Origin of the sequence: Tardiphaga sp. 285_C5_N1_2 (assembly GCF_052076065.1) — a bacterium.
GTDB lineage: Bacteria > Pseudomonadota > Alphaproteobacteria > Rhizobiales > Xanthobacteraceae > Tardiphaga > Tardiphaga robiniae.
This window is the reverse complement of the sequence record NZ_CP197241.1, coordinates 5,230,402-5,244,059: the sequence shown is the minus strand read 5'-3', so window position 1 is coordinate 5,244,059 and position 13,658 is coordinate 5,230,402. Positions and strand designations below refer to the sequence as shown.

The 13,658-nt window shown below is 62.5% G+C and carries 16 protein-coding genes; 3 read left to right on the top strand and 13 right to left on the bottom strand.

Going from position 1 to position 13,658, the window contains the following annotated elements:
• Positions 1–97 precede the first annotated feature (97 nt).
• Complete coding sequence (locus tag AB7951_RS24890; protein ID WP_120288250.1) at positions 98–1,312, bottom strand: DNA recombination protein RmuC; 1,215 nt, start codon at positions 1,310–1,312, stop codon at positions 98–100.
• A 231-nt stretch (positions 1,313–1,543) separates the two neighbouring features.
• Here AB7951_RS24890 and def point away from each other — a divergent pair, with 231 nt between their 5' ends.
• Genes def through truA form a run of 3 tightly spaced genes read left to right on the top strand, consistent with a single transcriptional unit; the run spans position 1,544 to position 3,778 of the window.
• Positions 1,544–2,065, top strand: coding sequence for a peptide deformylase (gene def / locus AB7951_RS24885; RefSeq protein WP_089262812.1), 522 nt, complete (start codon positions 1,544–1,546; stop codon positions 2,063–2,065).
• Positions 2,066–2,105: 40 nt separating this feature from the next.
• Positions 2,106–3,038 carry a methionyl-tRNA formyltransferase gene (fmt, locus tag AB7951_RS24880; RefSeq protein WP_120288251.1) on the top strand — a complete coding sequence of 311 codons (933 nt, stop codon included), beginning with the start codon at positions 2,106–2,108 and terminating at the stop codon, positions 3,036–3,038.
• Positions 3,038–3,778: a tRNA pseudouridine(38-40) synthase TruA gene (truA, locus tag AB7951_RS24875; RefSeq protein WP_120288252.1), complete on the top strand. Its 741-nt coding sequence runs from the start codon at positions 3,038–3,040 to the stop codon at positions 3,776–3,778. The genes fmt and truA overlap by 1 nt, the downstream gene beginning before the upstream one ends.
• Here the strand turns inward: truA and AB7951_RS24870 are convergent.
• The 12 genes from AB7951_RS24870 to rpmH form a co-directional block, all read right to left on the bottom strand.
• Positions 3,775–4,335, bottom strand: coding sequence for a phosphorylase family protein (locus tag AB7951_RS24870; protein ID WP_441256079.1), 561 nt, complete (start codon positions 4,333–4,335; stop codon positions 3,775–3,777). The genes truA and AB7951_RS24870 overlap by 4 nt on opposite strands.
• A complete protein-coding gene (gene dapE / locus AB7951_RS24865) occupies positions 4,332–5,501 on the bottom strand; it encodes a succinyl-diaminopimelate desuccinylase (protein WP_120288254.1) in 1,170 nt (389 codons plus the stop codon). The genes AB7951_RS24870 and dapE overlap by 4 nt, the downstream gene beginning before the upstream one ends.
• Complete coding sequence (locus tag AB7951_RS24860) at positions 5,501–5,977, bottom strand: DUF805 domain-containing protein (RefSeq protein ID WP_093759806.1); 477 nt, start codon at positions 5,975–5,977, stop codon at positions 5,501–5,503. Before AB7951_RS24860 ends, dapE begins: the two co-directional genes overlap by 1 nt.
• 69 nt (positions 5,978–6,046) lie before the next feature.
• On the bottom strand, positions 6,047–6,892 hold the full coding sequence (dapD, locus tag AB7951_RS24855) for a 2,3,4,5-tetrahydropyridine-2,6-dicarboxylate N-succinyltransferase (protein ID WP_093759804.1): 846 nt from the start codon (positions 6,890–6,892) through the stop codon (positions 6,047–6,049).
• A gap of 100 nt (positions 6,893–6,992) precedes the next feature.
• Positions 6,993–7,700 (bottom strand): pyrimidine 5'-nucleotidase, encoded by a 708-nt coding sequence (locus AB7951_RS24850; protein ID WP_120288255.1) that lies wholly within the window; start codon positions 7,698–7,700, stop codon positions 6,993–6,995.
• A 23-nt stretch (positions 7,701–7,723) separates the two neighbouring features.
• Positions 7,724–8,761, bottom strand: a complete 1,038-nt coding sequence (locus AB7951_RS24845) for a DUF1036 domain-containing protein (protein WP_439062093.1) — start codon at positions 8,759–8,761, stop codon at positions 7,724–7,726.
• Between the two features lie 77 nt (positions 8,762–8,838).
• The gene (gene argB / locus AB7951_RS24840) at positions 8,839–9,735 is read right to left on the bottom strand and encodes an acetylglutamate kinase (RefSeq protein ID WP_120288257.1); all 897 of its coding nucleotides are present in this window, start codon (positions 9,733–9,735) and stop codon (positions 8,839–8,841) included.
• 92 nt (positions 9,736–9,827) lie between these two features.
• On the bottom strand, positions 9,828–10,205 hold the full coding sequence (locus AB7951_RS24835; protein ID WP_120288258.1) for a DUF423 domain-containing protein: 378 nt from the start codon (positions 10,203–10,205) through the stop codon (positions 9,828–9,830).
• Entirely contained in the window at positions 10,205–10,855 is a 651-nt protein-coding gene (gene yihA / locus AB7951_RS24830) for a ribosome biogenesis GTP-binding protein YihA/YsxC (RefSeq protein ID WP_120288259.1), read from the bottom strand. The genes AB7951_RS24835 and yihA overlap by 1 nt, the downstream gene beginning before the upstream one ends.
• Positions 10,856–10,990: 135 nt before the next feature.
• Positions 10,991–12,859: a membrane protein insertase YidC gene (yidC, locus tag AB7951_RS24825; protein WP_093759796.1), complete on the bottom strand. Its 1,869-nt coding sequence runs from the start codon at positions 12,857–12,859 to the stop codon at positions 10,991–10,993.
• Between the two features lie 73 nt (positions 12,860–12,932).
• Positions 12,933–13,295, bottom strand: a complete 363-nt coding sequence (gene rnpA, locus AB7951_RS24820; protein WP_089262790.1) for a ribonuclease P protein component — start codon at positions 13,293–13,295, stop codon at positions 12,933–12,935.
• A 24-nt stretch (positions 13,296–13,319) separates the two neighbouring features.
• A complete protein-coding gene (gene rpmH, locus AB7951_RS24815; RefSeq protein WP_011471298.1) occupies positions 13,320–13,454 on the bottom strand; it encodes a 50S ribosomal protein L34 in 135 nt (44 codons plus the stop codon).
• Positions 13,455–13,658: the final 204 nt, after the last annotated feature.

Here is a 13,658-nt window from a genome sequence, read left to right as displayed (position 1 = left end):
CTTCATAGCAAACTACAACCGCCGCCGGATACTGGATCGCCCGGTCCAAGCGCGCAATTGCGCGCTCGGCCGGGCGATGACAGTTGGAGTTCTGGAGCTATTCCCCTGCCTGAATCTTGCGCGGCAGTGGCGCGAACATGTCGGGGGCGGCGGTCTTCGCGATGACCGGGGCTACCTCGGCCGCCGGCTCGCTCTTGCTGAAATCCAGTTCCTCGATGCGGCCGGCGCGCTTCTCGATCTTGTCGGCGGAGATCAGGATCTGGCGGACGTCCTCATTGGCCTGCCCGAAATGCGTCTGCAGCTTCATCACGCGATCGCGCAACCGGGTGAGGTCGTCGCCCAGATTCAGTACCTCGGTGCGGATCTGGTCGGCGGCGTCGCGCATCCGCGCGTCCTTCAGGATTTGCTGCATCACCTGGATAGCCAGCATCAGCAGCGAGGGGGAAACCAGCACGACGCGGGCGCGATAGGCCTTCTGGATGATGTCGTCGAAGCCGTCATGGATTTCCGCATAGACGGATTCCGACGGCACGAACATCAGCGCCGTATCCTGCGTCTCGCCGGCAACCAGATACTTCTCGGCGATGTCGGTAACATGCTTCATCACGTCGGCGCGCAAGCGCTGCGCCGCGTATTTCTTCTCGTCGTCGCTGCGTGCGTCATGCAGCGCCGTGACGGCTTCCAGCGGGAATTTTGCGTCGATGCACAGCGGGCGCTGGTCCGGCAGGAAGATCACGCAATCCGGCCGCTTACCCGACGACAGCGTGTGCTGGAACGCATAGGCGCCGCTCGGCATGCCGTCCTTGACGATGCTTTCCATCCGCGCCTGACCGAAGGCGCCGCGCGACTGCTTGTTGGCGAGCACGTCGCGGAGCGTCGTCACCTGCGAGGTGAGGTCAGTGAGGTTCTTGTGGGCGTTGTCGATGATGCCCAGCCGCTCATGCAGCGCGCTCAGGCTTTCCATAGTGTTGCGTGTGGTCTGTTCCATCGACTGGCCGACGCGATGGGTCACCGAGTCCAGCCGCTCGGAGACCGCGCGTGCCATGTCGGCCTGACGGCCCGCCAAGGCCTGGCCCATGGCGTCGACGCGGCCGGTGGCCTCGTTCTGCGCCTTCAGCACTTCGCTGAGGCGTTCTTCCAGTTCGTCGGCGCGGATCGCCTGGGCCATGGCCATGGCGGCGCCGCGGCTACCGGAGCGAGCGATGATGATGGCGATGGTGAGCAGCAAACCCAGCGCTAGAGCACTGAAGCCCATCAATGCCACGCCGGCGGTGACCGGCATGTCGCCGATCATGAAAAGAATCTCGTTCATCCCATCCTTGTAGCCGATTCGGTCGGTTGCGCGAACGAAGAGGGAACATTTATGGTTAATGCAAAATGAATTTTCCTGGTTAACCCAAGCCTAAGAAATGTGGTTAAGCAGGCCTTAACCGGCATGGTTAACCGCGCCTCAATTTTCATGGTTAGCGGGGAGTTAACGTCCTTCAAAGTCCAGCTTTTCCAGCGGATTGACCCGGACCGGCGCGCAGATTAAATCGCCGCCATGGCCATTCGTGAAATCATTATCCTGCCCGACAAACAGTTGCGGCTGATCTCCAAACCAGTCGAGAAGGTGACGTCAGAGGTGCGCAAGCTCGCCGACGACATGTTCGAGACGATGTATGACGCACCCGGGATCGGGCTGGCGGCGATCCAGATCGCGGTTCCGCTGCGGCTGATCACCATGGACATCGCCAAGAAGGACGATGAGGAGGACGGCAAGAAGCCACGCGTCTTCATCAATCCGGAGATCATCTCGGCCTCGGAAGAGCTCTCGGTCTATGAAGAGGGCTGTCTGTCGATCCCCGAATATTACGAGGAAGTGGAACGTCCGGCGACGGTACGGATCCGCTATATGGACCTCGACGGCAAGACCATCGAGGAAGAGGCTTCTGGCCTGTTCGCGACCTGCATTCAGCACGAGATCGACCATCTCAATGGCGTGCTGTTCGTCGATTACCTTTCCAAGCTGAAGCGCGACCGCGTGCTGAAGAAGTTCACCAAGCTCGCCAAGCGCGCGGAGTAGGTTTCTCCGCGCAACGCTGCAACAGATCGGCTCCGAACCTATGTCGCTTCGTTTGATCTTCATGGGCACGCCGGATTTCGCGGTGCCGACGCTGCTCGAACTCGTGGCCCATGGCCATGAGATCGTGGCGGTCTATACCCGCGAAGCAAAGCCCGCCGGCCGTGGCATGAAGCTGCAGCCAACGCCCGTGGCGCGCGAGGCGGAACGGCTCGGCATTCCCGTCTTCACGCCGAAAGCGCTGCGGACGCCGGAGGCGGAAGTCGAGTTCCGGTCGCATGAGGCCGAGGCTGCGGTCGTCGTCGCCTACGGCATGATCCTGCCGCAGAACATTCTCGATGTGCCGCCGCTCGGCTGCTTCAACCTGCACGGCTCGCTGTTGCCGCGTTGGCGCGGCGCTGCACCGATCAATCGTGCCATCATGGAGGGCGACGCCGAGAGCGGCGTCATGGTGATGAAGATGGATGTCGGCCTCGACACCGGCGATGTCGCCATGGCCGAGCGGCTGGCGATCACCGATGCGATGACGGCGCTGGACCTGCATGATGCACTGGCGCCGCTCGGCGCCGACCTGATGGTGCGTGCCATGGGCGCGCTGGAAAGGGGCCGGCTGAGCCTGACGCCGCAGAGCGATGTCGGCGTCACCTATGCCGCCAAGATCGACAAGGCCGAAGCCAAGATCGACTGGTCGAAGCCGGCGCGCGACGTGCTTCGGCATTGTCATGGCCTGTCGCCGTTTCCGGGCGCGTGGTGCGAAGTGCCGATCGAGGGCGAGGCGGTGCGCGTGAAGGTTCTGCGCTGCGAGCTTGCAAAGGGCGCGGGTGCGCCCGGCGAGATCATCGACGATCAGCTCACCATCGCCTGCGGCGAGGGCGCGATCCGGATCATCGACCTGCAGCGCGCCGGCAAGCAGCCGATGAAGGCCAGTGAATTTCTGCGTGGCACGCCGCTGAAGCCGCCTCTGCGGGTGGGCTGATGCCGCGCTACAAGATGATCATCGAATATGACGGCGCGCCATTTTCCGGATGGCAGGTGCAGGCCAACGCGACGCTGACCGTACAGGGCACGCTGGAGCGTGCCGCCGAGGCCATCTGCGGCGAGCCGATCCGCGTCCATGGCGCCGGTCGCACCGATGCCGGCGTCCATGCGCTCGGCCAGGTCGCCCATTGCGACGTGCCGAAAGTGCTGGTGCCGGGTCGCTTTCGCGATGGCATGAATGCCCATCTGCGGCCGCATCCGGTCGGCGTGCTGTCGGCGGATATCGTGCCGGATGATTTCGAGGCGCGGTTCTCGGCCATCAAGCGCCACTATGTCTATCGCATCACCAATCGTCGCGCGAACCTCGCCGTCGATGCCGGCCGGGTATGGCGCGTGCCGCGACCGCTCGATGTCGCTGCCATGAGCGAGGCTGCGAAGCGTTTGCTCGGTCGACACGACTTCACGACCTTTCGCGATACCGAATGCCAGGCCAAGTCGCCGATCCGCACGCTCGATCAGCTCGATGTGGTGCAGAACGGTGAGGCGATCACCATCACGACCTCCGCACGCTCGTTCCTGCACAGCCAGGTGCGCTCGATGGTTGGCTCACTGGTCTGGGTCGGCAACGGCCGCTGGACGCCGGACGATCTGGCTGCGGCGCTTGCCGCGAAGGACCGCAGCGCCTGCGGCATCGTGGCGCCGCCGGATGGGCTGTATCTGGTAAAGGTCGACTACTAGACCTTCACGGCCTTCATCGCGTCCCAGAATAGATCCTGTCCATTCGCGACATTCGCCGTCCAATGCTCATGCGCAAAATCATTGGCGTCGTCGGTGATGAACTTGAAGGCGCGCCAGAGAATGCCGTGGCGCAGGCAGACCTGCGCGATGGCAAACAGTTCCATATCGACGATATCGACATTGTTCGACACCAGCCAAGGATCGGTGGAGGTGACGAAACTGTCACCACTGCCGCAGATCACGCCGCGCTGGCCCGAGACCAGGCGGTCGAGATCGGGCGCAAAGGGCGTGCGGCCGCGCGGCGCCAACGGCTCGGCATTCATGTCGCGCTGGATCACGTCGCTGACCTCGACGAGGCCGTTGAGTTTGGTGTTTAGCTTGCCGGCGGTGCCGTAGTTCACGACGAGCTTGGGCTGCATGGCCTGCACCGCCTGAAGTGTTGCGATCGTGGTGTTGATCTTACCGACGCCGGTGAAAATCACCTCGATCTCGGCAGGCGCGCGTGATTTGTCGAGCTCGCTTTCGAGCGCGGTGAGGACGAGAATCTTGCCGTTCATGCGAAATACCGATCCAGCACGCCGCGATAGATTTGGGTGAGCTTCTCCAGATCGGTAACCTTCGTGTGTTCGTCGATCTGATGCATGGTCTGCCCGACCAGGCCGAATTCAATCACCGGGCAGTAGTTCTTGATGAAGCGCGCATCCGAGGTTCCGCCGCCCGTGTTGAGATCCGGTGTGCGGCCAGTGACATCCTTGATCGCGGCGACGACCGTATCGGTAAAGGCGCCGGGCTTTGTGACGAAGCTGTCCGAATTGCTCGGCTCCCAGATCACATGCGCGCGAATGCGATTGCCGGCGGCAGTTGCGACGCGTGCATCGATCAGGTCGCGCAATGACGCCTGCGTGTGATGGTCGTTGAAGCGGATATTGAACTTCGCCCGCGCTTGCGCGGGGATGACGTTGGTCGCCTTGTTGCCGACATCCACCGAGGTGAATTCGAGATTGGACGGCTGAAACTGCGCATTGCCCTGATCGAGCGGATCGCTGCTCAGCGCTGTGATCAACGCGGCGATATCCGGTACCGGATTCGATGCGCGATGCGGATAGGCGACATGGCCCTGCACGCCATCGACGACCAACGTGCCGGATTGCGAGCCGCGGCGGCCGATCTTGATGGTGTCGCCCATCTCCTCGACATTCGAAGGCTCGCCGACGATGCAATGATCGAATTTTTCGCCACGCTCGGCCGCCCATTGCAGCAGCTTCACGGTGCCATTGACGGCAATGCCTTCTTCGTCGCCGGTGATCAGGAAGGAGATCGAACCGCCGCCGTCCTTTTGCGGCTTGCCGTCATTCGCGGCCAGATAGTCCAGCACGGCGGCGACTGACGCGGCGATGCCACCCTTCATGTCCACCGCGCCACGGCCGTAGAGCAGGCCGTTCGTCACGTCGCCGGAGAAAGCGCCATGGGTCCACGCCGCTTCATCACCGGGCGGCACCACGTCGGTATGGCCAGCAAAACAGATATGCGGCGCGGAAGTCCCGATACGGGCATAGAGGTTTTCGATGTCGGCGCTGCCTTCCTCGCTGAAGGTGACGCGATGGACTTCGAAGCCGGCCGACGTCAGCAGGGTCTCGAGCACGCCGAGGGCGCCGGCGTCAGCAGGAGTGACTGAGGGGCAGCGGAGAAGATCTTGAGCGATGGAGAGAGCGTCGGTGGACATCAGACCCTTGGTGCAGTGGCAAGCGCGGCAAGCGGATCGGGACCGTATTCGTTCGGCCCGGCGGTGCCGCGCAGGAAGCCCAGTTCGACGATGGCCCAGATGGTCACGGCGAAGCTGGCGATATGAAAGACGAAGCTGGTGCTCGCGCTGCTGGTGCTGCCGATGCCGCTCAGGACGCTGGGGCCGAGCCAGAACACCAGGATCCACCATCCGCTCTTCTCGCGGTCATGCAGCCGCTTGATGCCGGTGGCGATGCCGGACCATGTACCGGCGGTGATGAGGACAATGGCGGCCAGCCACAGCAGCAACGCGCCGCCGACCATGCTGAACAGGCGATCGGTGTCAAAGCCGCCGAGCCACATCACGGCAGCAGCCACGAAGGCGATCCAGGCCACTATGTAGATCAGGATCGCGAGCCAGTATTTGCCGCGGTTGATCCGTCCCTTGAAGCTGAAAAGCAGCGTGGTCCAGTCCATGGCAGCCCTCAATTCAACGGATCGGTCCGGTTTACACGATGCTACGCGCAAACCGGACGAAACGACAAATCAGTCGCGCAGCAGTTCGTTGATGCTGGTCTTGGAGCGGGTGCGCTCGTCGACACGCTTCACGATCACGGCGCAGGCGGTGGAGGGGCCGATCTGACCGTTCTTCATCGGCTTGCCGGGCAGGTTGCCGGGGACCAGCACCGCATATTCCGGCACTTCGCCGACGAATACTTCGCCCGTCTCGCGATCGACGATCTTGGTCGATGCGCCCAGGAACACGCCCATGGCCAGCACCGCACCCTTGCGCACGATCACGCCTTCAGCGACTTCCGAGCGGGCGCCGATGAAACAGTCGTCCTCGATGATGACCGGGCCGGCCTGTAGCGGCTCCAGCACGCCGCCGATGCCGACGCCGCCGGAAATGTGCACGCGCTTGCCGATCTGGGCGCAGGAGCCGACCGTCGACCAGGTGTCGACCATGGAGCTCTCGTCGACATAGGCGCCGAGATTGACGAAAGACGGCATCAGCACGACGTTCTTGGCGATGAAGGCCGACTTGCGCACGATAGCGCCCGGTACAGAGCGGAAGCCGGCGTCGCGGAAGCTGTTGTCGCCCCATCCCTCGAACTTCGAGGGCACCTTGTCCCACCAGGCCGCGCCGCCGGGACCACCAGAGATTTGCGCCATGTCATTGAGGCGGAACGACAGCAGCACGGCCTTCTTCAGCCACTGGTTCACGGTCCACTTGCCGTCGTCTGCACGCACGGCGACGCGGGCCTCGCCCTTGTCGAGCAGGTTCAGCGCCTGATCGACAGCGTCGCGGACTTCACCCTTGGTCGCAGCGTTGACGTTATCGCGCGCGTCGAAGGCGGCATTGATGGTGGATTCGAGGGCGGTCAGCGACATCGCGATTTCCTTGGGCAGATCGTGGGTAAAAGGTGATTTCTTGGAGCTTTTGTCGGGATTCGGCTGGGGAGAGTCAAGACGCGCGGGCGGCCATCCCGCCCTACCGGGCTTTGTTCAGCGCCGCCAGAAACCCCGTCAGATCGTCGGTGACGTGGTCGACATGGTCGTCGTCGCGGCCTTCCAGTTCCCAGTCCTCGCGCACGACCTCTTTGGCGCCGTCAGGCACGATCAGCACGGTCGTCATGCCCAATTTGTGCGGTACCACGAGGTTGCGTGACAGGTCCTCGAACATGGCCGCCTTCGAGGGATCGACGCCGTGTAGGCGCAAGAACTTATCATAGGTTTGCTGAGCCGGCTTGGGCTCCAGATCGGCGGCGATGATGTCGAAGATCGCTTCGAACTGGTCGGCGAAACCGAGGCGCTCCAGCACGGCGCCGGCATGGGCGACCGAGCCGTTGGTCAGGATCAGTTTGCGGCCGGGCAATTGTGCGATCGCGGCGCCCATCACCGGATTGGGCTCGAGCGGCGAATGATCGATCTCGTGGACGAAAGCCAGAAAGTCGTCGGCGCGCACACCGTGTTCGGTCATCATGCCGCGCATGGTGGTGCCGTAACGCTTGTAATAGTCCTTCTGAACCTTGAAGGCCGCGTCGGGCGAAATCCTGAGGAAGTTCGCGACGAAGTCGCGGATCTTACCATCGACCTGCTGCCACAGGTTCACGTGGTGCGGATACAGCGTGTTGTCGAGATCGAACACCCATGTCTCGACATGGTTGAAGGCACGGGGCGATTTGGTCGGCAGGGTCATTGATTGTCTCTGTTGTCCGGTCGTCACGGCGTCGCAAAGCGCAGCGTCCTGCCGCCGCCCGACATGTCGACGATAGCGAAGCCGGCGCTGGTGAGGCCGCGAGTATTGCAGTCGTTGTGGTCGCGAATCTCGAATTTGCTCTCGCGCGTGCACAGCATGCGAACGCCACCCCAGTTTAGCGGCTTGTCGTTGAGCTTGATGCCGCGGCCATTGTCGTCGACGGCCTCGGCGAAACTGAGGATCTGGCGGGGTTGGCCGACAACATCCGGTCGCAGGCATTTGCCTGGTTCGATGCGATACCAGCCGCGGCTGACAACGCCCTTGCCATCATCGGTCGCGACTGACGCCATCACCTTGTAGGACGTGTCGTTGCACCAGGTGAGGCCTGTTGCGGAGGGCGCCTGCACGGCGGCGATCATTGTCTCGAAGAAATTCGGCGTTGAAACCACATCGGCAGCAAGACTACGGCTCTTGAGGAAGGACGAGAGCGCGCTCTGGGTCTTCGGCCCGTCCACGCCATCGATCGGTGCGGCGTCATAGCCCGCGATCACCAGCAGGCGCTGGATGGCGGCAAGCTTGGCCTGTTCGTCGTCATATTCGCTGTCTTCCGCGAGATAGGCGACCATGTTGCCGTCGTCGGTCTGCGTCGGCTTGATCATCGTGAACGGCACTTGTGACTGTCCGGCACGGCATTGCCGGGCAGCAGCGATGACGAAGTTATCCGGCGCGATGCACAGGTTGTCGGTGCCGTTCTGCGCCACGGGTGAGGCGCCGTAGATGCTGAGCGCGCGGGCATGCAGCAGGATACGGTCGGCCGTCAGCGTTCCCTGTACGACGACGCGGCACTGCGCGGGATCGATGCGAAACCAGCCGCGCGTCGCGGTGGCGCTCTTGTCGTCGATGCCGATGGCGGCTTCGACGACATAGCTCATGCGGTTGCAGAGTTTGAGATCGGCGCGAGCGGGGGAGGTGAGGGCGCCGAGTAGAAGCGCAAAGCCAAGAAGCAGAGAGCACCCAAGGCCTCTCCCCACGCCATGGCCGGGCTTGACCCGGGCATCCACGCCTTTCGCTTTCCACCGCCAAGACGTGGATGGCCGGGACAAGCCCGGCCATGACGGCTTGTGGTGCGTGTTGTCCGTCACTTGTGGATCAGCGTGCCCGTGCCCTGATTGGTGAAGAGTTCGAGCAGCACGGCATGGGGAGTCTTGCCATCGATAATGACGACGCCTTCGACACCCTGTTCGAGCGAATAGATGCAGGTCTCGACCTTTGGGATCATGCCGCCGGAAATCGTGCCGTCGGCGATCAGCTTGCGGGCATCCTTGATCGACAGTTCCGGGATCAGCTTCTTCGACTTGTCGAGCACGCCCGGCACATCGGTGAGCAGAAGCAGGCGTTTGGCCTTCAGCGCGCCTGCCACGGCGCCGGCAAAGGTATCGGCATTGACGTTGAAGGTCTTGCCGTCCTTGCTTGCTGCGAGCGGCGCCAGCACCGGGATCAGCTCATAGCCGATCAGCTGGTTGAGGAGCGTGAGATCGACCTTTTCCGGCTCGCCGACAAAGCCGAGATCGACCACCTTCTCGATGTTCGAATCCGGATCGACCATGGTGCGCGTCGCCTTCGACGCGGTGACCATGTTGCCGTCCTTGCCGCAGAGACCAACGGCCTTGCCGCCGGCTTCGTTGATGTAGCTGACGATCTGTTTGTTGATCGAGCCGGCCAGCACCATCTCGACGATCTCGATGGTCGCCGCGTCGGTGATGCGCAATCCGGCGGCGAATTCCGACTTGATGCCGAGGCGCGTCAGCATCTGCGCGATCTGCGGGCCGCCGCCATGCACGACCACCGGATTGATGGCGGTCTGTTCCAAGAGGACGATGTCGCGGGCAAAGGCGCGGGCCGTATCCTCGGCGCCCATGGCATGCCCGCCATATTTGATGACGATCGTCTCTTCGTCATATTGCTGCATGTGGGGCAGCGCCTCCGACAGGATGCGGGCCTGGTCGAGAGCACTGATGATGGGCGCGTCGGTCATGAAGCGGATCTCACGGTGAGCAATCTGCGGCGCGTTCTAGCCGATTGATTGCCGCCGCGCAAAGCATCGCTGCTCTGTCCAGTGGCCCGGCGTCAGGTGGGGCGCGGCCAAGCTGCGGATACCGCCAGCGCCAGCCAGCTCAGGATCAGCAGGGTGCCGCCGGTCGGTGCGGCCATTGTGAACAAGCCGTGACCGACATATTGGCGCAGGGTCAGGTCGCCGGCGAAGATCGCGGCAGCAATGACGAAGCCGAACGCAGCTGTCAGGCCGATCTGCAGATGGGCGACGCCGCGCTCGATCAGGGCAACGGTACCCAGAATGGCGGCGGCATGAAACAGCAGCATCGAGGAGGCCGAGGCCAGCCGCGTCGCGTCCGGCTGATGCGCCGAAGCGGCAGCCAGAATGACGCCGTCCGCGCCCATCACGCCGGCCAGGATGACAAGAATGCGAAACAGGCTAAAGCGGGTCATCAGTTGCGCTCGTTCAACAGGCGGACCATTGCAGCCCGCAATTCGGCCATGCCGTCACCGGTGCGCGACGATGTAACCAGCACGTCCGGAAAGGCTGCCGGATGAGTCCGCAACTCGGTGCGGACCTCTTCGAGGGTCTTGTCGAGTTCGCTCTTCTTCACCTGATCAGCCTTGGTCAGCACGATCTGGTAGCTGACCGCCGAGCGATCGAGGGACTTGAGCACGTCGAGGTCGACATCCTTCAGGCCATGCCGGGAGTCGATCAGGACGTAGACGCGCGCGAGGCTCGCCCGGCCCTGGAGGAAATTGTAGATCAGCTTGGTCCAGGACGCGATCTTGACCTTTGGCGCCGAGGCATAGCCGTAGCCGGGCATATCGACGAGCCGAAAGTCGGAGCCATCAGGACCTTCGAAGAAGATCAGCTCCTGTGTGCGCCCCGGCGTATGCGAGGTCCGCGCCAGCGCATTGCGGCCGGTCAGCGAATTGATCAGGCTGGATTTGCCGACATTGGAGCGCCCGGCAAAGGCAACTTCCATTCCTGCCATCGGCGGCAGCGTCTCGATCGAGGGCGAGGCCCAGATGAACGTCCATTCGCCTGCAAAAAGCAGGCGGCCCTGTTCGATCAGCTTCGCATCGGTGTCAGTGGTCATGCGAAGTGGCTTTCTGTGCTGCTCCGGCCCTCATGGTGAGGAGGCGCGCAAGCGCCGTCTCGAACCATGAGCGCCCCGCCCTCGTCCTTCGAGACGCGGCCAAGTGGCCGCTCCTCAGGATGAGGGCTCCAAGGGTTACGTCTTCTTTTCAGCCGGCTTCTTCGCGAAGGTCGACTTCACGTTGTCGAACAGTTCGACCTTCACGCCGTTGCGATTCATGATGTAGGCCTGCTGCAGCACCGAGAGGGTGTTGTTCCATGCCCAGTAGATCACGAGGCCTGCCGGGAAGCCGGCCAGCATGAAGGTGAAGATCAGCGGCATCCAGTCGAAGATCATCTTCTGCGTCGGATCCGGCGGTGTCGGATTCAGCTTCATCTGGAACCACATCGTGATGCCCATGATGATCGGCCAGATGCCGAGCGCGAGGTAGTGACCAAACACCGGAATCGTCGTCGGATCGAAGGGGATCAGGCCGAACAGGTTGAAGAGATTGGTCGGATCATGCGCCGACAGATCCTTGATCCAGCCAAAGAACGGCGCGTGGCGCATTTCGATGGTGACGAACAGAACCTTGTAGAGCGAGAAGAACACCGGAATCTGCAACATGACGGGAAGACAACCGGCGATCGGGTTGATCTTCTCCTTCTTGTAGATCTCCATCATCTCCTGCTGCTGCTTCATCTTGTCGTCAGGGAAGCGCTCCTTGAGCGCCGCCAGCTGCGGCTGCACGGCCTTCATCTTCGCCATTGAGGCGTAGGACTTCGAGGCCAGCGGGAAGAAGATGATCTTCACCAGCACCGTCACCAGCAAAATAGCGATGCCGAAATTGCCGAACAGGTGGAAGAACCAGTCGAGCGCCAGGAACATCGGCTTGGTGATGAAGTAGAACCAGCCCCAGTCGATCAGAAGGTCGAAGTGGTTGAGGCCGAGCGCCTGATTGTAGCCGCCGAGGCCAACCGCCAGCGGGAAGTTGATGCCGACAGTGGCAGCTTCCTTGGCGCCGGCGAACAGGCGGGCATTGGCCGTGCCGGTGCCGCCGATGGCGATGGTCTGCGCGTCCTGCAGATAGTCGGTCTGGTAGGTCCGCTGGGTGCCGGTCAGGTTCGACGAGAAACGGGCCTGCAGCTGCGCATTGGTGTCGGGCAGCAGCGCCGAAGCCCAGTATTTGTCGGTGATGCCGAGCCAGGCATTGGTGACCTTGAAATTCACCGCCTTGGCTTCGTCGATCTTCTTGTAACCGTATTCCTGCAGGCCCTGGTCGCCGAGATAGCCGACGAGGCCTTCATGCAGGATGTAATAGCCTTCGACATGCGGCGTGCCGTGGCGCGAGATCAGCGCGAAGGGATACAGCGTCACCGGCGCGTTGCCGATATTGCTGACGTCATCCTTGACCGAGAACAGGTAGCGGTCGTCGATCGAAATGGTGCGAGTGAACGTCAGGCCGTCGCCGTTGTTGTACTTGAGCACGACAGGCGTGGTCGGCGTCAGGGCGTTGGAGCCTTCCTGCTGCCACTGGGTGTTCTGGTCGGGAATCTTGGTGTTCGCACCGGCGGCGGCGACCCAGCCGAACTCGGCATAATAAGGCGCGGCAGTGCCGGAGGGGGAGAACAGCACGATCGCCGGCGACTTCGGATCCACGGTGTCGCGGAACTTGGTCAGCGAGATATCGTCGAGGCGCGCGCCCTTCAGCGCGATGCTGCCGGAGATACGCGGCGTGTCGATCTTGACGCGCTGCGACGCTGCAATGGCACTATCGCGGCTGACGATCGGAGCGTTGGCCGGCGCCACATTCGTGGGTGCGCCGCCTGCGGCGGTGGAATTCGCGGTCGGCGTCGTGCTGCCGGGCGTGGCGTTGGGCTGTGCGGTCGGGTTGGCGAGCTGGGTCTGCGTCGCGGTCTGTGCGCGCTGCTTCTCCATCTGCGGGATGTTGTAGAAATATTGCCAGCCGATCAGCACCAGGCCGGACAGAATGACGGCAATGATGGTGTTGCGATTGTCGGTCATCGTTCAGGTCTCGTCATTCAAATGCGGGTGCGGCTCTCGCTTCCGGCTGCGCGCTTGTCGCAGGCTGAAAGCGTCAGGTCACGCTGGTTTTAGAAGATTGCGTCTTAGAAGATTGCCGATCGAGGCGGTGCAGCGCCGAGCGGAGGTCGTCGAGCATCATCGTGAAATCGCGTTGGAGCGCGACACGACGGCCGACTAGCACATAATCGCTGTGGGGTCGCATGGATAAGACATCGACGCGCTTCACCAGTTCGCGAAGCCTGCGCCGGATACGGTTCCGCTCGGTGGCGGTTCCGTTTTTTTTGGTCACGGTAAAGCCGACCCTGATCGGGCCGTCGTCGTCACGTCGCCGGGTTTGCATCACAAAGGCAGGGCTGTTCACCCGCGGCCCATTGGCAGCGGCGAGAAAGTCCGCCCGCTGCCGTAACCGGTCCATGATGAACTCTCGGAAGAGATCCGATCAGGCGCTGAGGCGCTTGCGGCCACGTGCGCGGCGCGCAGCCAGAACCTTGCGGCCGCCAACGGTCGCCAAGCGAGCGCGGAAGCCGTGACGGCGCTTGCGCACCAATTTGCTGGGTTGATAAGTCCGCTTCACGGGTCGTTCTCCGCTGACCGGGCAATTCGCCGAGTAATTTGAGGTAAGTCCTAAGATGTTGGCTCAACGAGCCATTTCCGGCCCAAAGACGAGCCGCACCCGATCCAAAACCGGGTCATCGCGGACAGTTGGCGGGCTTATACGGGAGCGTCCTGTTTTCGTCAATGTTGCCCTGTAGCGGTGTTCTGATCCGCCAAATTCCTG

What these genes read in the sequence shown, in the direction of transcription:
- AB7951_RS24850 (WP_120288255.1), bottom strand. Translation starts at nt 7,700, where the DNA reads ATGACCCTGCCGACCAAATCGCCCCGTGCCTTCAACCATGTCGAGACA.
- dapE (WP_120288254.1), bottom strand. Translation starts at nt 5,501, where the DNA reads ATGTCCACCGACGCTCTCTCCATCGCTCAAGATCTTCTCCGCTGCCCC.
- fmt (WP_120288251.1), top strand. Translation starts at nt 2,106, where the DNA reads ATGTCGCTTCGTTTGATCTTCATGGGCACGCCGGATTTCGCGGTGCCG.
- argB (WP_120288257.1), bottom strand. Translation starts at nt 9,735, where the DNA reads ATGACCGACGCGCCCATCATCAGTGCTCTCGACCAGGCCCGCATCCTG.
- rnpA (WP_089262790.1), bottom strand. Translation starts at nt 13,295, where the DNA reads ATGGACCGGTTACGGCAGCGGGCGGACTTTCTCGCCGCTGCCAATGGG.
- yihA (WP_120288259.1), bottom strand. Translation starts at nt 10,855, where the DNA reads ATGACCACTGACACCGATGCGAAGCTGATCGAACAGGGCCGCCTGCTT.
- AB7951_RS24860 (WP_093759806.1), bottom strand. Translation starts at nt 5,977, where the DNA reads ATGGACTGGACCACGCTGCTTTTCAGCTTCAAGGGACGGATCAACCGC.
- AB7951_RS24835 (WP_120288258.1), bottom strand. Translation starts at nt 10,205, where the DNA reads ATGACCCGCTTTAGCCTGTTTCGCATTCTTGTCATCCTGGCCGGCGTG.
- AB7951_RS24870 (WP_441256079.1), bottom strand. Translation starts at nt 4,335, where the DNA reads ATGAACGGCAAGATTCTCGTCCTCACCGCGCTCGAAAGCGAGCTCGAC.
- AB7951_RS24890 (WP_120288250.1), bottom strand. Translation starts at nt 1,312, where the DNA reads ATGAACGAGATTCTTTTCATGATCGGCGACATGCCGGTCACCGCCGGC.
- yidC (WP_093759796.1), bottom strand. Translation starts at nt 12,859, where the DNA reads ATGACCGACAATCGCAACACCATCATTGCCGTCATTCTGTCCGGCCTG.
- truA (WP_120288252.1), top strand. Translation starts at nt 3,038, where the DNA reads ATGCCGCGCTACAAGATGATCATCGAATATGACGGCGCGCCATTTTCC.
- dapD (WP_093759804.1), bottom strand. Translation starts at nt 6,892, where the DNA reads ATGTCGCTGACCGCCCTCGAATCCACCATCAATGCCGCCTTCGACGCG.
- def (WP_089262812.1), top strand. Translation starts at nt 1,544, where the DNA reads ATGGCCATTCGTGAAATCATTATCCTGCCCGACAAACAGTTGCGGCTG.